Origin of the sequence: Jiangella alba, assembly GCF_900106035.1 — a bacterium.
Lineage (GTDB): Bacteria > Actinomycetota > Actinomycetes > Jiangellales > Jiangellaceae > Jiangella > Jiangella alba.
In genome coordinates this window covers 2,530,266-2,550,476 of record NZ_FNUC01000003.1, presented here as the reverse complement: position 1 = coordinate 2,550,476, position 20,211 = coordinate 2,530,266, and the positions used below count along the sequence as shown (strand labels likewise).

The following is a 20,211-nucleotide window of genomic DNA, read 5'->3' as shown; positions in this document are numbered from 1 at the left end:
CCTGTCAGGAATCGGCGCGCTGTCCCGCTCAACTCACGAAGGCCGAACGAACCGACAGGAGCAACGCATGAAGCACCGCATCGTCGTGCTCGGCGCGGGCTACGCCGGCGCCTACGTGGCCGGGAACCTGGCCCGCCGGCTGTCCCCGGCGGACACCGAGATCACCGTGGTCAACGCGGCGCCGGAGTTCGTCCAGCGGCAGCGGCTGAACCAGCTGGCGGCCGGCCGCGAGGTCGCCGCCCCGCCACTCACCGAGGTCTTCGCAGGCACCCAGATCAGGCTGCGCCTGGCCCGGGTCACCGCCGTCGACCCCGAGCGGCGGGTCGTCGCGGTGGCCGACGGCGACGGCGGCGGCGAGGTGGCCTACGACACGCTCGTGTACGCGCTCGGCAGCCACGTCGCCGACCACGTGGTCACCGGGGTGGCCGAGCACGCGTTCGACGTCGCCAGCCGGCCTTCGGCGCTGCGGCTGCGCGAGCACCTGGACGGCCTCGACGGCCGCGGCGGCGGGCGGGTGCTGGTCGTCGGCGACGGGTTCACCGGCATCGAGACCGCCACCGAGATCGCCGAGGCGCGGCCCGGCCTGTCGGTGTCGCTGCTCGCCCGCGGCGACCTGGGCGCCCGGCTCGCCCCCGGTGCCCGCGACCACCTGCGCAAGGCCTGCGACCGGCTGGGCATCACCGTGCTGGAGCACACCAGCGTCGCCGCCGTCGAGGCCACTCGGGTGCGGTGCGCCGACGGCACCGACCTGGCGTCGGACGCGACGGTGTGGACGGCCGGGTTCGCGGTAAGTTCCGTCGCCGCCGCGAGCGGGCTGGAGGTCACCGAGCACGGCCAGATCGTCGTCGACCGCACCATGCGGTCGGTCGCGCACCCGGACGTCTACGCCGCCGGCGACAGCGTCTACACCATCGGCGAGAACGGCCGGCAGCTGCCGATGAACTGCGGTTCGGCCGGCTTCACCGGCCGGCAGGCCATCGAGGCGATCGTGGGGCGCCTCACCGGCGGCAAGATCGCGAACGTCAAGCTGGTCTACTGGTACAACGCGGTCAGCCTCGGACGGCGCGACGGGATCCTGCAGCTCATCGACGGTTCGGCGCAGCCGCGGCCGAGGATCCTGCGCGGCCGGAAGGCCGTGCGGGTCAAGGCGGGCATCCAGTGGGGTGCGCTGCAGGGCACCCTGCACCCGTCGGCCTTCGGCCGGCCCAGGCGCCGGCGCCGTCTGGCCGCCGTGCGCAACGAATCCGCCCCGACGACGGCCGGGTAGCACCTAGGGTGGTCCGCGTGGACAGCACCACCACCGATCGTTTCGACGCCGGTCGGTTCGAGGCCAGCCGCCACCGGCTGGCCTCGCTGGCCTACCGGCTGCTGGGGTCCGCCGCCGACGCCGAGGACGCCGTGCAGGACGCGTTCCTGCACTGGCAGGCCGCCGACCGGCAGCGCATCCAGGTCCCGGAGGCGTGGCTGACCAAGGTCGTCACCAACCTGTGCCTCGACCGCCTGCGCTCGGCGCAGGCCCGCCGGGAACGCACGGCCGGCGCCTGGCTGCCCGAGCCACTCCTGGACGGCGACCCGATGCTCGGCCCGGCCGGCACCTACGAGCAGCGCGAGTCGGTGTCGCTGGCCGTGCTGACGCTGATGGAGCGGCTGTCACCCGTGGAACGGGCCGTGTACATCCTGCGCGAGGCGTTCTCCTACGGGCACGCCGAGATCGCCGAGATCCTCGACATCACCGAGTCCGCCAGCCAGCAGCACCTGCACCGGGCCCGCCGCCGCGTCACCGCGTCGCGACCCCGCGGCGGCGACGTCGACCCGGCGGCGGCCCGCAGGATCGTCGAGGAGTTCTTCACCGCCGCCGCCTCGGGCCGCACCGAACCGCTGGTGGCGCTGCTCACCGACGACGCGACCGCGGTCTCCGACGGCGCCGGCCTGACCGAGACGCTGCTGCGCTTCGACACGCCGCAACGCATCGCCGCCATCGCCCGGGCCGGCTTCGCGCCCACACCCGCCAAGCGGCGCTTCGCCGGCGGCACGCCCGCGGTGCACTACGCGCTCGTCAACGGCTCCCCCGCCATCCTCTTCGTTCTGGGCGACCAGGTGGTCGGCGCCGTGACGTTCGACCTCGCCGGCGGCCGCATCGCCGCCGTCTGCGGCGTCGCCGCACCCGGCCGCCTCACCCGTCTCGCCGACGCCTGGCGGCGGTACGAGCCGGGCCCGCCGCTCGTCACCCGGTGGTGACCGACGCCAGGATGGCCGCCTCCACGTCGGGGTCGAGCCCGACAGCCGGACGGTCGGCCCGCTGCGGCGCCGTGCCGCCGATCGACTCCAGCCAGGCCCAGGTGTCGGCGACGGTCTCCTCGACCGGACGAGGCGCCAGCCCCGCCGCCAGCGCCCGGGAGACGTCGGCGGAGTGCAGGCCGTACGTCTCGTACTCGTGCCCCGGCGGGATCCACACCGGCAGGTCGGTCCACGGCTGCACGCCCGCCGCGAGGATCGGCTCGGGGTCGGTCCAGCGCAGCGTCGCCGCCGCGCCCGTGGCGGCCACGACGGCGTCCAGCAGCGACCCCATGGTCGCGTGGCCGGGCCGGCTGACGGCGTTGAACACGCCACCCGTCCCGGCGGCGGCCGACGACACCAGCCAGGCGGCGAGGTCACGGCCGTCGATGTACTGGATCGGCAGCTCCCGCGGCCCGGGTGCCAGCATCGGCCCGCCGCGCGCGGCCCGGGCCAGCCACCACGGCAGCCGGCCGACGTCCTCGTACGGGCCGAGGATCAGCCCGGCCCGGGCGATCAGGGCGCGCTCGCCGAACGCGCCCAGCGCGGCCAGCTCGCCGCCGGCCTTCTGCTCACCGTAGTCGCCCTCCTCGGCCGACGGCGACGACGCCAGCACCGGCGCGGTCTCGTCGGCGCCCGGCGACACCGGCGGCGCGTACACCGACCGGCTGGACACGTACGCGTACGTTCCCACCTGCCCCGACAGCAGTGCCGCGCTGTCGCGGACGGCCCGCGGCGCGCCCGACCAGGTGTCGACGACGGCGTCCCACTCGCGCCCGCGCAGCACGTCCAGCGAGGACGGCGTCATGCGGTCGCCGTGCAGCACCTCGGCCCCGGCGACGGACCCGCCGCGCCGGCCGCGGTTGAACGTCGTCACCTCCCAGCCGCGCCCCACCGCGTCGAGGACGACGGCGCGCCCGACGAACCCGGACCCGCCCAGCACCAGCAGCCGCATCGGACCTCCCAGTCAGGCCGTCAGCGTCGCATACGCCACCACGCCGCGCCGCAGCGCACCCGCCGCCAGCCGCGCGGTGTCGCGCAGCGGCGTGCCGGACGCGGCGTCGGCGACCTGGTCGAGGAGGTCCAGCAGCTGCCGGACGGCCCGGACGAAGTCGCCGGCGGCGAGCTCGGCGTCGCGCAGGACGGAGTCGAGCTGGTGGCCGCTGGCCCAGCGCCAGGCGGCGTGGGTGAAGCCGAGGTCGGGCTCGCGCAGGAAGTCCAGCCGGTGCGTGGACTCGACGTGGTCGAGGTCGCCCCACAGCCGCACCATCTCGGCCAGCACGTCGCGCACCCGGCCCGGTGGCAGCCGCGGCGGGACGGCGTCGTCGGGCTGGCGCGACTCGTAGGTCAGCGCGGCGACGGCGGCGGCCAGCTCGGCCGGGTCGAGGCCGGCCCACACGTCGCGGCGGATGCACTCGGCGGCCAGCAGGTCCAGCTCGCCGTAGAGCCGGGCCAGCCGCCGCCCCGACGGCGTCACCTCGTCGCCGGACAGGTAGTCGAGGTCTTCCAGGACCCGGCAGACGCGGTCGAACTGGCGGGCGACGGTGTTGGTGCGCGACTCGACCCGGCGCTGCAGCTGGTCGGCCTCGCGGCGCAGCCGCAGCCAGCGCTCGGCCCAGCGGGCGTGCTCGTCGCGGTCCGGGCAGCGGTGGCAGGGGTGGTCGCGCAGCTGCCGCCGCAGCCGGGCCAGTTCCTCGTCGTCGGCGGCCGCGGACCGGCTGCGCCGCCCCTTGAACTGGCCGCCGCGCTGCCGGTCCGCATCATGGGGCGCCTTGGCCCGCAGCGAGGCGGCGAGGTCGCGCCGCGACGCCGGCACCCGCGGGTTGAACGAGCGCGGGATGCGCAGCTTGGCCAGCGGCTCGACCGCGCTCGGGAAGTCGATCAGGGACAGCCGGCGCACCTGCCGGCCCTCGGTGAGGACGGTCGGGCGCGGGCCGTCGCCGCCGTGCGGGCCGTGCCCGGGCATGCCGGGGTCGAGGACGACGGCGAGGCCGGCGAACTTGCCGGTCGGGACCCGGATGACGTCGCCCGGGCGCAGCTTCTCCAGCGCCGCCGCGGACGCCGCCCGGCGCTGCGCGGTGCCCTCGCGGGCCAGCTGGGTCTCCCGGTCCTTGATCGCCTGCCGTAGCTGGGCGTACTCCTGGAAGTCGCCCTTGTCGCAGGTCATGGCCTCGTGGTAGCCCTCGAGCGCCTCTTCGGCGCGGCGCAGCTGCCGGGCCAGTCCGACGACGGCGCGGTCGGCCTGGAACTGCGCGAACGAGGACTCGAGGATCTCCCGCGCGGGCGTGCGCCCGACCGACCCGACCAGGTTGACGGCCATGTTGTACGACGGCCGGAAGGACGAGCGCAGCGGGAACGTCCGCGTCGAGGCCAGCCCGGCGACCGCCGTCGGGTCGAACCCGGGCTGCCACAGCACGACGGCGTGCCCTTCGATGTCGATGCCGCGCCGCCCGGCCCGGCCGGTGAGCTGGGTGTACTCCCCCGGCGTGACATCGGCGTGGGTCTCGCCGTTCCACTTGACCAGCCGCTCCAGCACGACGGTGCGGGCCGGCATGTTGATGCCCAGCGCCAGCGTCTCGGTGGCGAAGACGGCGCGGATCAGCCCGCGGACGAACAGCTCCTCGACCACCTCCTTGAACGTCGGCAGCATGCCCGCGTGGTGCGCCGCGATGCCACGCTCCAGGCCCTCGGCCCACTCGTGGTAGCCGAGGACGTGGAGGTCGCCCTCGGGGATGCCGGAGGTGCGCTCCTCGATCAGTTCCCTGATCTCGACCCGCTCGTCCGGCGAGGTCAGCCGCACGCCGGCGCTCAGGCACTGCTGCACGGCGGCCTCGCAGCCGGCCCGGCTGAACACGAACACGATGGCCGGCAGCAGCCCGGCGGCGTCGAGCTTCTCCAGCACCTCGACCCGGCCCGGCGTGTACGTGCCGCGCGGACGGCGTGGCGGTCGCCCGCCGCGGCCCGCACGCCCGCCGGGCCGGGAGCCGCGGAAGTCGTCGCGGCCGGCCCGGACCAGCTCCGGGCTGACCACCCGGCGGCCCTCGCCGTCGGCCTCGCCCTGCCCGAACAGGTCATACAGCCGCGACCCGACCATGACGTGCTGCCACAGCGGCACCGGCCGCTTCTCCTCGACGACGACGTCGGTGTCGCCGCGGACGGTGGTCAGCCAGTCGCCGAACTCCTCGGCGTTGGAGACGGTCGCCGACAGCGAGATGACGCTCACCGACTCGGGGAGGTTGATGATCACCTCTTCCCACACGGCGCCGCGGAAGCGGTCGGCGAGGTAGTGCACCTCGTCCATGACGACGTAGCTCAGCCCGTTCAGCGTCGCCGAGCCGGCGTAGAGCATGTTCCGCAGCACCTCGGTCGTCATGACGACCACGGGCGCCTCGCCGTTGACGGTGTTGTCGCCGGTCAGCAGGCCGACCTTGTCGTCGCCATGGCGTTCGACGAGGTCGTGGTACTTCTGGTTCGACAGCGCCTTGATCGGCGTGGTGTAGAAGCACTTGCGGCCCTCCTCGAGGGCCAGGTGCACGGCGAACTCGCCGACCAGCGTCTTGCCGGCGCCGGTCGGCGCCGCCACCAGCACCCCGCGGCCGGCCTCGACGCTGCGGCAGGCGCGCAGCTGGAAGTCGTCGAGCTCGAACCCGTACCCGGCCTGGAAGGCGCGTAGCTGCGGGGACGGATCGCGTTGCCGCTCATATGCTGCCGCGTAGCGTTCCGCCGGCGAACTCATGGGGCTACGGTAACCCGGCCGCCGGGGCGTACACCTGCTGGGCGCGCGGGACGACGTCGAACGTCCGCGGCAGCGGGCCGAGCCGTTCGCCGTCGACGTAGGCGGTGATGCCGGGCGCGTCGAGCTTGACCTGCCGGGCCCGGTGCACGGTGACGAACGGGTACACCGTGTGGGTGCCGTGCTTGACCCGGCGGAACGCCCGGACCAGCGTCGCCCGGCTCACCGGCGCCACCACGACGACGTCGAACAGGCCGTCGTCGAGCTCCGCGCCAGGGGTGATGCGCAGCCCGCCGCCGTAGGAGGCGATGTTGCCGACGGCGATCAGCATGGCGTCGAGGTCGAGCACCTCGCCGTCGAGCTCCAGGTGGTACGGGATGGGCGTGAAGACGCCCAGTTCGGCGAAGGTGGCGAGGTCGTAGCGGCGCGGCCCCTTCGGCCAGCGCATGCGGTTGACGCGGTCGTTCACCTTCGCGTCGAACCCGGCCGCGACGACGCCGGCGAACCACTGGCCGTCGGTGCGGCCGAGGTCGACCTCGCGCAGCGCACCGGCGGCGACGATGTCGGCCGCGGCGTCGGGGTCGCGCAGCGGCAGCCCGAGCGCCCGGGCGAAGTCGTTGCCGGTGCCGGCCGGGATGACGCCGAACGGGGTGCCGGAGCCGGCGACTGCCTGCAGGCCGAGGTGCACCATGCCGTCGCCGCCCACCACGACCAGCGCACGGACGCCGTCCTCGACGCTCTCGCGGGCGAGGTCGGCCGCCTCGCGGACGTCCCGCCCGGCCAGCGTGCGCACCGTCAGCCCGGCCTCGGCCAGCCGGTGCGCCGCACGCCGGCCGGCCCGGGCGCCACGCCCACGGCCGGCCGACGGGTTGATCAGGAGTGCGAGCTCATCGCCGGCGGTCGTCATCGTCGTCGACGCGGCCGATCTGGTCGAGCATGTCGTCCGGGGTGGCCTCGTCGTCGGACAGCCCGCCGGTGGCGACGCGGTCGCGGCGCTTGTCGAGGAACCGGCACACCAGCACGGCCAGCTCGAACAGCAGCCACATCGGGACGGCCAGCACCATCAGCGACAGCGGGTCGCCGGTGGGCGTGGCGACGGCGCCGAAGGCGAAGATGCCGACGATGACCCAGCGCCGCGCCGTGCCGAGCGTCTCGTGCCGCAGCACGCCGACGGCGTTGAGCAGCACCACGAAGATGGGCAGCAGGAACCCGATGCCGAAGACCAGCACCAGCCTGATCGAGAAGCTCAGGTAGCTGTTGAAGTCGACCAGCATGGAGGTGTCGCCGGGCGCGAAGTTCTGCATGAAGATCATCGCGCGCGGCATCAGCCACATCGCCAGCACCACGCCGAGCCCGAACATCGGCACCGCCGCGCCGAGCACGGCCAGCGCCCACTTCTTCTCGTTGCGGTACAGCGCCGGGGTGATGAACGCCCACAGCTGGTAGATCCACACCGGTGCGCCGAACACGATGCCGGTGAGCATGGCGATGCGCAGCGGCACCGTCAGGGGGTCGAGCATCTCGCGGAAGTTGAGGTCGGCGTTGCGGCCGGTCTCCTTCGCCGCGTCGATGAACGGGTCGACCAGGAAGTCGAAGATGCGCTCACGGAAGATGAACCCGAGAATGCCGAACGCCACCACCGCGAGCGCGGACCACATGAGGCGGTTGCGCAGCTCGCGCAGGTGTTCGGTGAGGGTCATGCGGCCCTCGGGGTCGCGCTCCGGCTTGGAGCCCTTACCCCGACGGCCGATCACAGTCGCCACGTCGGATCAGCGAGGCGGATCAGGCGTCGCGGCGCGGCTCGTCGGCCTGCTGCTGGGCCGGCTGCTGCTGCGGGGCGGCCTGCTGCTCGACGGCGCGCGGCGCCGGCTGCTGCGCCTGCGGGGCGCCCTCACCGGTGACGTCCTTGTCGTCCTTGTTGATCAGGCCCTCGGTCTCGGACTTGAAGATCTTGAGCGAACGACCCAGCCCGCGCGCGGCCTCCGGCAGGCGCTTGGCCCCGAACAGCAGGAACACGATGGCCAAGACGATGACCAGTTGCCAGGTGCCGATGCTACCCATGGTCGACCTCTTCCTGACGGGAACGTCCCGTCGATGGTACCCGCCATACCGGACGGGCCTGGCATGCCGGACGCGTGCCGGAGACTACTTCAACCTCGATCCTACGGTTTCGTCAAGGTCGTCTTGCAGAGCGTTCATCTCCCGGCCGAGCGTGCCGAGCTTGCGCAGGAGCACCCACCCGGCCCGCACGACCAGCACGATCGCGAGGACGAACGCCACGGCGAGCGCGACGAACAGCCAGGCGGCGAGTGCGGACATGCGCCGACCCTACCCTCCGTACCCGGCCAGCGCGTCCCGAGCCGCCCCGGTGACCTCGGCGGACAGGTCGGCCGGCGCGACGACCCGGCCGGTGCTGCCGAGCCGCAGCGCGAGCCGTCGCACCCAGGCGCGGTCGCGGGCGCGCAGCCGCAGCCGCAGCGCGTCGCCGGGCAGTTCCTCGGCCGACTCGTACGGGTAGTAGTCGGCCACCCACCGGCCGGCCGGTGTCAGCTCGAACGTCACCAACTCGTCATCGGGCGACGGCTGGAACAGGCCGCCGTCGAGGTCGCGGGGACGCGCCTCGCTGGGCACCTCGGCCGCGACGTCGAGCTCCTTGACGTCGAGGACGCGGTCGAGCCGGAACAGCCGCACCGACTCGGCGCGGTGGCACCAGCCCTCGAGGTAGAGCCGGCCGTCGACCACGACCAGCCGCATGGGGTCGACGTCGCGCTCGGTGGCCTCGTCGCGGGCGGGCACCCAGTAGGACAGGTGCAGGCGGTTCTTGGCGTCGAGCGCGCCGCGCACGGTGGCGGCGACGTCGGCGACGGCGTCGCCGTCGACCTGCACCGTCACGGCCGCGGCCTGCTGGGCGGCCTCGCCGGCGGCGTTCTCGAGCTTGGTGATGGCCCGCTCGACGGCGCCGCGCTCGAACGAGCCGGGCACCGATGCCAGCGTGCGCAGCGCGACGATCAGCGCGACGGCCTCGTCGGTGCGCAGCCGCAGCGGCCGGGCGAGGTAGTCGGCGTTCGAGACGCTGATGATGCCCTCGCCCTCGACCGCCTCCATGTCGACCTCGATGTAGTCGCCCATCTGCAGGCCGGGCAGGCCGGAGAACCAGAGCACCTGGAGGTCGCGGATGACCTGCCGCTCGCTGACCCCGAACAGCGCGGCCACCTCGGAGACCTTCGCGCTGGGGTGCGAACGCAGGTACGGCAGCATCGACAGCAGCCGGGTGACCTGCGCCTGCGCGCTGTCGGCGCGGCGGGTGGGCGCGGCCGTCTTGGCGGCCGTCCGCTTGCGGGTGGTGGTGCGCTTCGCCGGCGGCTTCTTCGCCGGTGTCACGCCGGCACCGCCAGGATGGCGCGCAGCCGCTCGACGACGGCGTCGCGCAGTTCCACCGGCGTCAGCGCGACGACGTCGGCGCCGTGGCTGACCAGCTCTTCGGCCAGCGCCTGGTTGCTCGTGTAGGGCACCGTCACCTCGTCCCATCCGGTGGTCGCGTCGGTCGCTACGAACGTAGCGCGCCGGCGCAGGCCGTGCCCGCTGCCGTGCCGGACGCGGACCGTGGCGTGCAGGACGGGCGCGCGCTCGGGCGGGGCGAGGCTGGCGGCCGCCTCGCGGACGGTCTCGGGCGCCGGGACCTCGTAGCCGCCGGCCGGGCCGTCGGTGCGGACGTCGCCGACGATGCGCGACATGCGGAACATGCGGGCCGCCTCGCGGCCGGTGTCGAAGCCGACGACGTACCAGCGGCCGTGCCAGGACAGCACGCTCCACGGCTGCAGGTGCCGCAGCAGCGGTTCGGACGTCGAGCTCTTGCGGTGGTGGAAGGCGACCGGACGGCGATCGCGCACGGCCTCCCAGAGCGGCCAGAACGCCGGCTCCTCTCCCCCGACCCGCGGCTCGACCGCGCCCAGCGACCGGGTGTCGGCCTCGACGCCGACCGCCTGCAGCTTGAGCACGGCCGTGCTGGACGCCTCGGAGAGGTACGTGTGCTGCCAGACCCGGGCGGCCAGGCCGACCACCGCGGCTTCGTCGGGCTCGAGCCGGATCTCCGGCAGCTCGAACTCGTGGCGCAGGATGCGGTAGCCGGCCTCTTCGTCGCCCATGGGGTCGAACGAGCCGGTCTCGATGGGGATGCCGACCTCGCGCAACTCTTCCTTGTCGCGCTCGAACATGCGTTCGAACGCGTCGTCGTTCTGATCGCCGTACCCCCCGACGACCTCGCGGATCCGGCTCTTCGGCACGTACCCGCGCGCGACGAGCAAACAGATGACGAGGTTCATCAGCCGCTCGCTCTTGGCCGCCTGCGACACGCCTACCCCCAATCCCTTGCCAGCGCGAGACTAGCCAATAGCTAGTCTCAACGCGTGATTCGCTGGCGAAACGGTGTTGTCAAAACAGTAGACGCCTCCTGGCCCGGTGCCACGCAACTGCGTGTCGAGGTCGAGGGCGAGCAGGTGCGGGCCCTGGCCTACGACCACCTGGTCGGCCGGCCGCGGCCGGGCGAGATCGTCGTGCTCAACACCACGGCGCAGGCCATGGGCCTGGGCACGGGCGGCTACGCGCTCGTCGTCGCCGTGCCGAACCAGTTGCCGCCCGACCCCGAGCCGGGGCCCGGGCACCTGGTCAAGGCCCGGTACACACCACTGCAGGCCACCGTGCTGGGGGTCGACGAGCAGGACTCCGAGTGGCACGAGGTGCTGCGCGAGGCCGACGACCTCGAGGGGCTGCCGGTCGTGACGGCCGACCTGCACTCGGCGCTGCCGGCGATCCTGGCCGGGCTGACGACGTCGGCCGAGTTCCCCGCCGACGTCCGGGTGGCGTACGTCATGACCGACGGCGGCGCGCTGCCGCTGTGGTTCAGCAAGACCGCGGCGGCGCTGCGCGAGGCCGGCTGGCTGGCCGGCACCATCACCGCCGGGCAGGCCTTCGGCGGCGATCTGGAGGCCGTGACGCTGCACACCGCGCTGCTGGCCGCCAAGCACGTCCTCGAGGCCGACATCGCCGTCGTCACGCAGGGGCCGGGCAATCTGGGCACCGGCACCCGCTGGGGCTTCTCCGGCGTCGCCTGCGGCGAGGCGGTCAACGCGACGGTGGTGCTGGGCGGGCGGCCGGTGGGGTCGCTGCGGGTCAGCTCGGCCGATCCGCGAGCCCGGCATCACGGTGTGTCGCACCACAGCCTGACGGCGTACGGCAAGGTCGCGCTGGCGCCCGCCGACATCGTCGTCCCGGAGCTGCCGGGCGAGTTCGGCGAGAAGGTGCGCACCCAGGCGGCCCGGCTGGAGCACCGGCACACCGTCGTCACCGTGCCCGTCGACGGGCTCGAGGAGGCCCTCGCGGCCGCGCCCGTCGGGCTGTCGACCATGGGCCGCGGCCTCGACGAGGACACCGCCTACTTCCTGGCCGCGGCCGCCGCGGGGAAGCACGCCGGGGCGCTGCTGAAGCACGACGGCTGACCCGCCCCTTGGCCGGGGCGGGGTCAGCCGGCCGTGGTCACGGGGTCGGCGTCGCCGTCGCCTCCACCGGTGCTGACGGCGTCTCGCCCGGTTCCTCCGGGGCGCCCGCGCCGGCCAGCCGCGGGTCGTCGGCCGCGACCGGGCCGACGGTGGCGGCCACCTCCAGTGGGTCCAGGCCCGCGTCGACGGTGAGCGAGGCGACCACGTCCGGCGCCGGCGACCACACCACGCGGTCCGTGCCGCGCAGCACGGCCGGGTGTCCGCCGAGGTCGACGATCCGGTCGCCGGCCAGGCTCCAGCCGTAGACGCCGCCCGGCGCCGTCTGAACGCTCAACGAACCCTGCGGGCCGGAGACCTCCCAGCCGTACTGGGCCGACCACGCGGCGCCGAACTCGCCGACGTACTCCAACGACATCGCCGACGGCCAGCCGCCGAGGTCGACGACGCCGTCCGTCACGGTGGCCGCGGCCGCCAGTTCCTCCAGCTCACCGGCGGTGAAGCCGTCGGCGTCGACCCGCAGCTGGCGTCCGTCCGGCAGCAGCCACGCGACGTCGCGCCGGCCCGCCTCGCCGTCCTCCGGCCCCGGGACCAGCGTGCCCGGCGCCGTGCCGGGCGGCACGGCGCCGGCCGGTTCCGGGCCGAACACGACGGCCAGCCGATCGATGACGCCGTCGTCGTCCACCCCGGCCACGCCCAGTTCGCCGGGGGCGCACGGGCCGGTCTCCAGGCGCGGCCAGGCCTCGGCGACGTCCAGCGGCCCGTCCTCCGGCCACAGCAGGCGTACGTCGTCCGGCAGCTCCGCCGCGGTGATGGTGTGCCCGTACGCGGGCTGGTCCGCGCACGGCTCGCCGGCGCCGTCCGGCAGCGCCACGGGCACCGACGCGGCGGGCTGGGGCGCCGCCGGCTCCGGGTTCGCGCCGCCGAGCAGCGGCACGATGCCGGCGACCGCGGCCGCGGTGGTCAGCACGGACGCCGCTCCCACCTGCGCGCGGCGCCTGCGCAGCCGCCTGCGGCCGCCCTCGCGGGCGCGGCCCGCCGCGCCGGGCGCGGGGTCCACGGATGCCGTCGCCGCCGTCAGCAGCCTGCGCAGGGCGTTCTCGTCGTGGGTCATGACCTGTCCTCCGAAATGACTCGCGTGTCGTCGATGACCGGCAGCACCGTCCGCAGCCGGGCCAGGCCGCGCGCCGTCTGGCTCTTCACGGTGCCGATGGAGCAGCCCATCGCCGCCGCCGTGTCGGCCTCCGAGAGGTCGGCGAAGAACCGCAGCACCACCACCGCGCGCTGCCGCGCCGGGAGCGTCCGCAGCGCGGTGAGCACGACGGCGCGCTCGTGCAGCGCGTCGACGGCGTCGGCGCGCTGGTCGGCACGGTCGTGCTCGGCGCCATAGGCCGCCTCGACGGGCCGCCGCGACCGCGTCCGCCAGCGGTTCATCGCCTGGCGGGTCAGCGCCCGGTGCGCGTACGCCGCAGGGTCGGCGACGCGTGGCCAGGCCACGTACAGCCGCTCGTACACGTCCTGGAGGAGGTCCTCGGCGAGGCCCCGATCCCCTGTCAGCAGGTAGGCCGCGCGGAGCAACCGCCCCGACCACCCGGCCACGAACTCGTCGAACCCGTCGTTGCGCACACCCCTCCTGACACCACGCCGCACGGAAAGGTTGCCCGGACGCACGAACTCCCGCCACCCGGGTGGGTGACGGGAGTCCGGAGTGCTGTCGTTACTTGACGTCGAGCAGGTCGATGACGAAGACCAGCGTCTTGCCGGACAGCCGGTGACCGCCGCCGGCCGGGCCGTAGGCCTGCTCGGGCGGGACGACCAGCTGACGGCGGCCGCCCACGCGCATGCCCGGGATGCCGTCCTGCCAGCCCTTGATCAGGCCGCGCAGCGGGAACTCGATCGGCGCGCCGCGGTTCCACGACGCGTCGAACTCCTCGCCGGACTCGAACTCCACGCCCACGTAGTGGACGAGGACGGTCGCGCCGGGCGCGGCCTCGGCGCCGTCGCCGACGGTGAGGTCGCTGATCTGGAGGTCCGCCGGGGCGTCGCCGCCGACGAAGTCGATCTCGGGTCGTTCCAGGCCCATCAGTAGCTCCCGATGACGTCGATGACCAGCACCAGCGGCGTGCCCGCGGTGCCGTCCTGGGCGGCGTTGTCCGTGGCGGAGATGCGGCTGACCACCCGGCTGCCGATGTTCGCGCCGGTCAGCGCCTCGGCGAGGCCGGGGATGCCGGCCAGCTGCTCGGCGGCCAGCGTCAGCGGCGCCTGCCCCTCGTCCCACGTCGTGATGACGTCGGCGCCGTCGGGGTAGGACGCCTGGACCATGTTGACCACCAGGTTCGCGCCCACCGGCTCGCCGTCGCCGGTGACGACCAGGGTGGAGTCGGACGCCTCCGGCGGCGTGGCGCCGGCGAAGTCGAGGGTCGGCGCGGCGCCCTCGGCGCCGTCGGTGACGGCCGGCAGGCCCGCGGGCAGCTCGGCGACGGGCTCACCGGAGGCCTGCGCAGCCGGGTCGATGGAGTCGACGATGTCGACGACGAACACCAGCGTGTCGTTCTGCAGGTCGTGGCCCTCCTGGCCGCCGTAGCCCTGGTCGGGCGGGATCGACAGCAGGACGCGGGAGCCGACGGCCTGGCCGGTCAGCCCTTCCTTCCAGCCCGGGATGACCTGGTTCAGCGAGAAGCTGGCCGCGCTGCCGCGGTCGTAGGAGTTGTCGAAGACGTACGGCTCGGCGTCGCCGGAGGCCGCGTCCTCGGAGGGGTCGGCGCTGGCGCCGTCCTCGGGCGTGGCGGCGCCGCCGACGTCGCCCTCGGCGGGCGGCTCGGTGGCCGCGGGGTCCTCGGCGGGCGGCTCCTCTGCCGGCGGCTCCTCGGCCGGCGGCAGGTCGGAGGCCGGCGGGCGCGGCGCCCACGTCTGGCCGAGGTAGTTGGCCACGACGACGTCGTTCTCGCCGACCTCGTCGCCGTCGCCCTCGTCGAGGACCTCGATCTGCAGGTCGCCCGGCGGGTCCTCCTCGGGGATGGTCAGCGTGGGCTTCTCCCCCGGCGCGCCGGCGACCTCGACGCCCAGGTCAGTCGTGGCGGTGGAGTCGCCGTCGCCGTCGTCGCTTCCGCAGGCGGAGAGCGCGAGAGCGGATGACACGATCAGAGCGGCCAGAGCCTGTCGTCTGCGCACGGTGAACTAGTCCTTCATCTATCGCGGGCTGTGGTGTTCCGACGAAACGGCAACCCTAAGCGCTGCACCTGAGAACTACCTGAACGGGCTGCGGCAGGCAGCTTACGCTCACATTCCCTCGATGAGGCGAGCGACCCTCTCGTCGACGGACCGGAACGGGTCCTTGCACAACACCGTACGTTGGGCCTGGTCGTTGAGCTTCAGATGCACCCAGTCGACGGTGAAGTCGCGGCGGCGCTCCTGCGCCCGCTTGATGAACTCGCCGCGCAGCTTCGCCCGGGTGGTCTGCGGCGGCACCGACTTGGCCTCGAAGATCTCGACGTCGCGGGCCACCCGCTGCACCTGGCCGCGCTTCTCCAGCAGGTAGTACAGGCCGCGGCCGCGGTGGATGTCGTGGTAGGCGAGGTCGAGCTGGGCCACCCGAGGGTGCGTCAGCGTCATGTTGTGCTTGGCGCGGTAGCGCTCGATCAGCCGGTACTTCGTCACCCAGTCGATCTCGCCCTCGACCAGCGCGAGGTCGGCGGAGTCGATGGCCTTGATGGTGCGTTCCCACAGCTCCAGCACCCGCTGGACGGCCGGGGTGGCCAGCTCGCGCCGCTCGACGAAGTCGCGGGCCTTGGTGAAGTACTCTTCCTGGATCTCCAGCGCGGACGCCTCGCGGCCGCCGGCCAGCCGGACCTTGCGGCGCCCGGTGAGGTCGTGGCTGATCTCGCGGATGGCGCGGATGGGGTTCTCCAGCGTCATGTCGCGCAGCCCCACGCCGGCCTCGATCATGCGCAGCACGAGGTCGGTGGCGCCGACCTTCAGCAGCGTGGTGCACTCGTTCATGTTGGAGTCGCCGACGATGACGTGCAGCCGGCGGTACCGCTCGGCGTCGGCGTGCGGCTCGTCGCGGGTGTTGATGATGGGCCGGCTGCGGGTGGTGGCGCTCGACACGCCCTCCCAGATGTGCTCGGCCCGCTGGCTGACCGCGAACACCGCGCCCCGCGGCGTCTGCAGCACCTTGCCGGCGCCGCAGATGATCTGCCGGGTGACCAGGAACGGGATGAGGATGTCGGCCAGCCGGGAGAACTCGCCATGCCGTCCGACCAGGTAGTTCTCGTGGCAGCCGTAGGAGTTGCCGGCGGAGTCGGTGTTGTTCTTGAACAGGTAGACGTCGCCGGCGATGCCCTCTTCGGCCAGCCGCTTCTCGGCGTCGACCAGCAGCCCTTCGAGCACGCGCTCGCCGGCCTTGTCGTGGGTGACGAGGTCGGTGATGCTGTCGCACTCGGGCGTGGCGTACTCGGGATGGCTGCCGACGTCGAGGTACAGCCGCGCGCCGTTGGACAGGAAGACGTTGCTGCTGCGACCCCACGTGACGACCCGCCGGAACAGGTAGCGGGCGACCTCGTCCGGCGACAGGCGCCGCTGCCCGCGGAACGTGCACGTGACGCCGTACTCGTTCTCGAGACCGAAGATGCGGCGATCCATGGTTCGAGCCTAGTCGCCCGAGCCCTCGGAACCGGCCTCTGGCGTGGTCTCGGAACCGCCACGGTCGAGCAACGAGTCCAGGACCGGGCCGGTGAGCCGCCGGAACGTGCGCCGCGGCCGTTCGCGGTCGAGCACCGCGACCTCCAGCGACGACGGCGCCAGCTGCCGCGGCTCGTCGGTGTCGCGGCCCAGCGCGTCGACGGCCAGCCGCAGCGAGCCCTCCAGCGAGGCGCCCTCGGTGAAGTGCTCGCCGACGTAGCGGCCGACCTGCTCGGCCGCGCCGCCCATGACGGAGTAGCCGCTGTCGGCGGCCACCGAGCCGTCGTAGGTGATGCGGTAGATCTGGTCGGTCTCGATGGTCAGGCCCACCTCGGCCACCACCAGCTCCACCTCGTACGGCTTGGGGTCCTGGGTGAAGATGGTCCCCAGCGTCTGCGCGTACACGTTCGCCAGCGCCCGCCCCGACACGTCGACGCGGTCGTAGGAGAAGCCGCGGAGGTCGGCCATGCGCACCCCGGCCTGGCGCAGGTTCTCGAACTCGTTGTACTTGCCGACCGCGGCGAACGCGATGCGGTCGTAGATCTCACTGATCTTGTGCAGCGACGGCGACGGGCTCTCGGCGGCGAACAGAATGCCGCCCGCGTACTGGACGACGATGACCGACCGGCCGCGGGCGATGCCCTTGCGGGCGTAGTCGGCCCGGTCCTTCATGATCTGCTCGGGCGAGACGTATCCGAACTGCATCGACACCGATGGTCCTCTCGTGCGGGCTGGCGTGCTGGTGAGCTGGGGTGGTGCGGCTGTCAGCGCAGCGGCGCGACCGGGCCGTCGGGGCGGATGTCGCGGCCGGCCACGACCTCTTCGACGATCGCCGCGACCGCCTGCTCGTCGCGCTGCCGGTAGCCGGTCTCGTCGACCACCGCCACGATGGGGAAGATCTTGCGCTGGAGGTCGGGCCCGCCGGTGGCGGAGTCGTCGTCGGCGGCGTCGTACAGCGCCTGGACCGTGACCGCGATGGCTTCGTCGGCCGTGAGGTCGGCGCGGTAGAGCTTCTTCAGCGCGCCGCGGGCGAAGACCGAGCCCGAGCCGACCGAGAAGAACTGGTGCTCCTCGTACCGCCCGCCGGTGACGTCGTAGGAGAAGATGCGGCCGCCGCCGGTGCCGAGGTCGTAGCCGGCGAACAGCGGCACCACCGCCAGGCCCTGCATGGCCATGCCCAGGTTGCCGCGGATCATGTGCGACAGCCGGTTGGCCTTGCCCTCGAGCGAGAGCACGGTGCCCTCGATCTTCTCGTAGTGTTCCAACTCGAGCTGGAACAACCGGATGAGTTCCAGGCCCAGCCCGGCCGAGCCGGCCATGCCGACCGCGGAGTACTCGTCGGCCTGGAAGACCTTCTGGATGTCGCGCTGGGCGATCATGTTGCCCATGGTGGCCCGCCGGTCGCCGGCCATGACCACCCCGCCCACGAACGTGGTGGCCACCAGCGTGGTGGCGTGCGGAGCCAGACCACCGAGATCGGCGCCCGCCGGCACCCGGTTCCCCGGCAGCAACTCGGGCGAGTACTGCCGCAGGAACTCGGTGAACGACGACGTGCCCGGCGTCAGGAACTCCGCCGGCAGGCTGCCGAGACGCGAGACATCAACCACTTACTCTCCACCCTTCTGCACGAACGACCGGACGAAGTCCTCGGCGTTCTCCTCCAGCACCTCGTCGATCTCGTCGAGGATGGAGTCGACGTCGTCGTCGATCTTGTCCTGTCGCTCCTTGAGCTCTTCGCTCGACTCGGTCGCCTCGGTGTCCTCGACGTCCTCGTTCTTCCGGGTCTGCTTGTGACCGCCGGTCGTCTCACGCGCCATCGCCAACCTCCACCTGGTCGCCTTGAGAACGACCCTATCCAGGAGTGGTGACATCATGCCGCCCCGGGACGCCGGATCGGGGCAGAGATTTTCGCTTACGCCGACAGCGCAACCGCCTCCGGGCGGTCGTTCGCGCCATGACCTGCCCCGACGCCCGGTCGGTCCCGCATGCAGTGCGGAGCACCCCTCCACCGAGTCGGGGCGGACGACGCCGCGCCCGGAGCCGACTTCGAGAGCCAGAATCACGCGATCGGCCCGAACCAGCGCCCGGAACGCAACGCCCGCTATCGAGGTCGGGCAACCCCGCCGCCTATACGATCCGGCGACGGCGCACCGGAGGCAGCGGGCTGCGGTGCGCTGACGGCTGGGGTGGCAGCGCGGCTGGCGTGACCGCGGCGGCGGGGGCGGCCAGGACGGCTGGCGCGGCTGGCGACGAACGGCGCACCGGGCGGGCTGTGCCCGGTCTTCCCCGTCCCCCTGATAGCTGCCCGTTCTTAGGCCGCGTGCGTGCGGGTCAAGCGGTCATCGCCGCGCGAAGCGCCCCACACGTCCGTTTGAGGCGCGCGTGCGCGGCTGAGAAGATGGGCAGCAGGGGGACGGCCCGCCGCCGCCAAACGGCCTACGGAAGCAAGGCGGCGAGCTGAAGCCCAGCGGCCGAGCCGGCAGCACCGCTGCGAACCGGCGGGACCGCGGCCTCAGCGCTGGGTCAGTGCGCTGACCAGGTCGCCCGCGGTGTCGCACTGGTCCAGGAGGTCGCCGACGTGGGCCTTGGTGCCGCGGCTGGGGTCGAGCGTGGGCACCCGCTGCAGCGCCTCGCGGCCGGGGAGGTCGAAGATCACGGAGTCCCACGAGGCCGCCGCGATGGAGTCGGCGTACTTGTCGAGGCAGCGGCCGCGGAAGTAGGCGCGGGTGTCCTCGGGCGGCAGGTGCACCGCGTCGTCGATCTCCTGGTCGGTGATGAGGCGCTGCATGCGGCCCTTCGCGACCAGCCGCCGGTAGAGCCCGCGCTCGGGCCGGATGTCGGCGTACTGGAGGTCGATGAGGTGCAGTTTCGGGTGTGTCCAGTCCATGCCGTCGCGGTCGCGGTAGGACTGCAGCAGCGCCAGCTTGGCCACCCAGTCGAGCTGGTCGGACAGCGACATGGGGTCGGTGGCGAGCGCCTGCAGGGTGGTCTCCCAGCGGGTCAGCACGTCGGCGGTGACGGGGTCGACGTCGGCGCCGTAGCGGTCCTCGACGTACTTGCGGGCCAGCTCGGCGTACTCGGTCTGGAGCTGGACGGCGGTGATCTTGCGGCCGTCGGACAGCTCGACCAGGTGCGTCAGGGTGGGGTCGTGGGAGATCTCGTGCAGCGCGCCGACCGGCCGCGACACCGCGAGGTCGCCGCCGAGGAAGCCGTCCTCGATCATGGCGAGGACGAGTGAGGTGGTGCCGAGCTTGAGGTAGGTGGAGATCTCGGAGAGGTTCGCGTCGCCGAGGATGACGTGCAGGCGGCGGTAGCGCTCGGGGTCGGCGTGCGGTTCGTCGCGGGTGTTGATGATCGGCCGCTTGAGGGTGGTCTCGAGCCCGACCTCGACCTCGAAGTAGTCGGCGCGCTGGGAGATCTGGAAGCCGTGCCCGCTGCCGTCCTGGCCGATGCCGACCCGCCCGGCCCCGCACACGACCTGGCGCGACACGAAGAACGGGATGAGATGGCGGACGATGTCGGCGAACGGTGTCGACCGGTTCATCAGGTAGTTCTCGTGGCAGCCGTACGAGGCGCCCTTGTTGTCGGTGTTGTTCTTGTACAGCTGGATGGGCTGCGCGCCCGGCAGCCGGCCGGCCCAGGTGGCCGCGACGCCCATGATGGCCTCGCCGGCCTTGTCCCAGACGACGGCGTCGCGCGGCGAGGTGACCTCGGGCGAGGAGTACTCGGGGTGGGCGTGGTCGACGTAGAGCCGGGCGCCGTTGGTGAGGATGAGGTTGGCCAGCCCGATCTCCTCGTCGGTGAGCTGGCTGGGGTCGGCGCCACCGCGGGACAACTCGAACCCGCGGGCGTCGCGCAGCGGGTTCTCCTCCTCGAAGTCCCACCTCGCCCGCCGCGCGTGCGCACGCTGCGCCGCATAGCCGTTGACCACCTGCGACGAGGCCAGCATGGAGTTGGCCGCAGGATTGCTGGGCACCGAGATGCCGTACTCGGTCTCGATTCCCATGATGCGACGGGCACTCATGCCACGAG

Annotated in this window: 20 protein-coding genes; 3 read left to right on the top strand and 17 right to left on the bottom strand. The window is 73.2% G+C overall.

Annotated features, from left to right (window positions below):
* Window positions 1-67: 67 nt before the first annotated feature.
* Entirely contained in the window at window positions 68-1,267 is a 1,200-nt protein-coding gene (locus tag BLV02_RS14220; protein ID WP_069113351.1) for an NAD(P)/FAD-dependent oxidoreductase, read from the top strand.
* 17 nt (window positions 1,268-1,284) lie between these two features.
* Window positions 1,285-2,238, top strand: coding sequence for a sigma-70 family RNA polymerase sigma factor (locus BLV02_RS14215; protein ID WP_171906820.1), 954 nt, complete (start codon window positions 1,285-1,287; stop codon window positions 2,236-2,238).
* Here BLV02_RS14215 and BLV02_RS14210 read toward each other — a convergent pair.
* From BLV02_RS14210 to BLV02_RS14180, 8 genes are all read right to left on the bottom strand, one after another.
* Window positions 2,225-3,229 (bottom strand): NAD-dependent epimerase/dehydratase family protein, encoded by a 1,005-nt coding sequence (locus BLV02_RS14210; protein WP_069113353.1) that lies wholly within the window; start codon window positions 3,227-3,229, stop codon window positions 2,225-2,227. The genes BLV02_RS14215 and BLV02_RS14210 overlap by 14 nt on opposite strands.
* A 12-nt stretch (window positions 3,230-3,241) precedes the next feature.
* Window positions 3,242-6,010, bottom strand: a complete 2,769-nt coding sequence (locus tag BLV02_RS14205; protein ID WP_069113354.1) for a DEAD/DEAH box helicase — start codon at window positions 6,008-6,010, stop codon at window positions 3,242-3,244.
* Between the two features lie 4 nt (window positions 6,011-6,014).
* Entirely contained in the window at window positions 6,015-6,914 is a 900-nt protein-coding gene (locus BLV02_RS14200) for a diacylglycerol kinase (protein WP_069113355.1), read from the bottom strand.
* Window positions 6,895-7,770, bottom strand: a complete 876-nt coding sequence (gene tatC, locus BLV02_RS14195; protein WP_141711726.1) for a twin-arginine translocase subunit TatC — start codon at window positions 7,768-7,770, stop codon at window positions 6,895-6,897. Before tatC ends, BLV02_RS14200 begins: the two co-directional genes overlap by 20 nt.
* 19 nt (window positions 7,771-7,789) lie before the next feature.
* Window positions 7,790-8,068: a Sec-independent protein translocase subunit TatA gene (gene tatA / locus BLV02_RS14190; RefSeq protein ID WP_069113356.1), complete on the bottom strand. Its 279-nt coding sequence runs from the start codon at window positions 8,066-8,068 to the stop codon at window positions 7,790-7,792.
* An 84-nt stretch (window positions 8,069-8,152) separates the two neighbouring features.
* A complete protein-coding gene (locus BLV02_RS36510) occupies window positions 8,153-8,326 on the bottom strand; it encodes a hypothetical protein (protein WP_171906821.1) in 174 nt (57 codons plus the stop codon).
* A gap of 9 nt (window positions 8,327-8,335) precedes the next feature.
* Window positions 8,336-9,388: a helix-turn-helix transcriptional regulator gene (locus BLV02_RS14185; RefSeq protein ID WP_216094406.1), complete on the bottom strand. Its 1,053-nt coding sequence runs from the start codon at window positions 9,386-9,388 to the stop codon at window positions 8,336-8,338.
* On the bottom strand, window positions 9,385-10,359 hold the full coding sequence (locus tag BLV02_RS14180) for a helix-turn-helix transcriptional regulator (protein WP_216094407.1): 975 nt from the start codon (window positions 10,357-10,359) through the stop codon (window positions 9,385-9,387). Before BLV02_RS14180 ends, BLV02_RS14185 begins: the two co-directional genes overlap by 4 nt.
* Window positions 10,360-10,413: 54 nt before the next feature.
* Here BLV02_RS14180 and BLV02_RS14175 point away from each other — a divergent pair, with 54 nt between their 5' ends.
* Window positions 10,414-11,502, top strand: a complete 1,089-nt coding sequence (locus tag BLV02_RS14175; protein WP_083288977.1) for a DUF3866 family protein — start codon at window positions 10,414-10,416, stop codon at window positions 11,500-11,502.
* A gap of 37 nt (window positions 11,503-11,539) precedes the next feature.
* Here the strand turns inward: BLV02_RS14175 and BLV02_RS14170 are convergent, their stop codons facing one another.
* The 9 genes from BLV02_RS14170 to dop form a co-directional block, all read right to left on the bottom strand.
* Window positions 11,540-12,613 carry a hypothetical protein gene (locus BLV02_RS14170; RefSeq protein WP_069113357.1) on the bottom strand — a complete coding sequence of 358 codons (1,074 nt, stop codon included), beginning with the start codon at window positions 12,611-12,613 and terminating at the stop codon, window positions 11,540-11,542.
* On the bottom strand, window positions 12,610-13,125 hold the full coding sequence (locus BLV02_RS14165) for a SigE family RNA polymerase sigma factor (protein WP_069113358.1): 516 nt from the start codon (window positions 13,123-13,125) through the stop codon (window positions 12,610-12,612). The genes BLV02_RS14170 and BLV02_RS14165 overlap by 4 nt, the downstream gene beginning before the upstream one ends.
* Before the next feature lie 91 nt (window positions 13,126-13,216).
* A complete protein-coding gene (locus tag BLV02_RS14160; RefSeq protein ID WP_069113359.1) occupies window positions 13,217-13,582 on the bottom strand; it encodes an FKBP-type peptidyl-prolyl cis-trans isomerase in 366 nt (121 codons plus the stop codon).
* On the bottom strand, window positions 13,582-14,670 hold the full coding sequence (locus tag BLV02_RS14155; RefSeq protein WP_141711728.1) for an FKBP-type peptidyl-prolyl cis-trans isomerase: 1,089 nt from the start codon (window positions 14,668-14,670) through the stop codon (window positions 13,582-13,584). The genes BLV02_RS14160 and BLV02_RS14155 overlap by 1 nt, the downstream gene beginning before the upstream one ends.
* A gap of 108 nt (window positions 14,671-14,778) precedes the next feature.
* Window positions 14,779-16,140 (bottom strand): Pup--protein ligase, encoded by a 1,362-nt coding sequence (gene pafA, locus BLV02_RS14150; RefSeq protein ID WP_069113361.1) that lies wholly within the window; start codon window positions 16,138-16,140, stop codon window positions 14,779-14,781.
* A gap of 9 nt (window positions 16,141-16,149) precedes the next feature.
* Window positions 16,150-16,890, bottom strand: coding sequence for a proteasome subunit alpha (prcA, locus tag BLV02_RS14145; protein WP_069113362.1), 741 nt, complete (start codon window positions 16,888-16,890; stop codon window positions 16,150-16,152).
* A gap of 53 nt (window positions 16,891-16,943) precedes the next feature.
* Window positions 16,944-17,786, bottom strand: coding sequence for a proteasome subunit beta (prcB, locus tag BLV02_RS14140; protein WP_069113363.1), 843 nt, complete (start codon window positions 17,784-17,786; stop codon window positions 16,944-16,946).
* Window positions 17,787-17,996, bottom strand: a complete 210-nt coding sequence (locus BLV02_RS14135; protein ID WP_069113364.1) for a ubiquitin-like protein Pup — start codon at window positions 17,994-17,996, stop codon at window positions 17,787-17,789.
* Between the two features lie 695 nt (window positions 17,997-18,691).
* Entirely contained in the window at window positions 18,692-20,203 is a 1,512-nt protein-coding gene (gene dop, locus BLV02_RS14130) for a depupylase/deamidase Dop (protein ID WP_074946335.1), read from the bottom strand.
* Between the last annotated feature and the right edge of the window lie 8 nt (window positions 20,204-20,211).

What these genes read in the sequence shown, in the direction of transcription:
- BLV02_RS14220 (WP_069113351.1), top strand. Translation starts at nt 68, where the DNA reads ATGAAGCACCGCATCGTCGTGCTCGGCGCGGGCTACGCCGGCGCCTAC.
- BLV02_RS14210 (WP_069113353.1), bottom strand. Translation starts at nt 3,229, where the DNA reads ATGCGGCTGCTGGTGCTGGGCGGGTCCGGGTTCGTCGGGCGCGCCGTC.
- BLV02_RS14205 (WP_069113354.1), bottom strand. Translation starts at nt 6,010, where the DNA reads ATGAGTTCGCCGGCGGAACGCTACGCGGCAGCATATGAGCGGCAACGC.
- BLV02_RS14200 (WP_069113355.1), bottom strand. Translation starts at nt 6,914, where the DNA reads ATGACGACCGCCGGCGATGAGCTCGCACTCCTGATCAACCCGTCGGCC.
- tatA (WP_069113356.1), bottom strand. Translation starts at nt 8,068, where the DNA reads ATGGGTAGCATCGGCACCTGGCAACTGGTCATCGTCTTGGCCATCGTG.
- BLV02_RS36510 (WP_171906821.1), bottom strand. Translation starts at nt 8,326, where the DNA reads ATGTCCGCACTCGCCGCCTGGCTGTTCGTCGCGCTCGCCGTGGCGTTC.
- BLV02_RS14170 (WP_069113357.1), bottom strand. Translation starts at nt 12,613, where the DNA reads ATGACCCACGACGAGAACGCCCTGCGCAGGCTGCTGACGGCGGCGACG.
- BLV02_RS14160 (WP_069113359.1), bottom strand. Translation starts at nt 13,582, where the DNA reads ATGGGCCTGGAACGACCCGAGATCGACTTCGTCGGCGGCGACGCCCCG.
- pafA (WP_069113361.1), bottom strand. Translation starts at nt 16,140, where the DNA reads ATGGATCGCCGCATCTTCGGTCTCGAGAACGAGTACGGCGTCACGTGC.
- BLV02_RS14135 (WP_069113364.1), bottom strand. Translation starts at nt 17,996, where the DNA reads ATGGCGCGTGAGACGACCGGCGGTCACAAGCAGACCCGGAAGAACGAG.
- dop (WP_074946335.1), bottom strand. Translation starts at nt 20,203, where the DNA reads ATGAGTGCCCGTCGCATCATGGGAATCGAGACCGAGTACGGCATCTCG.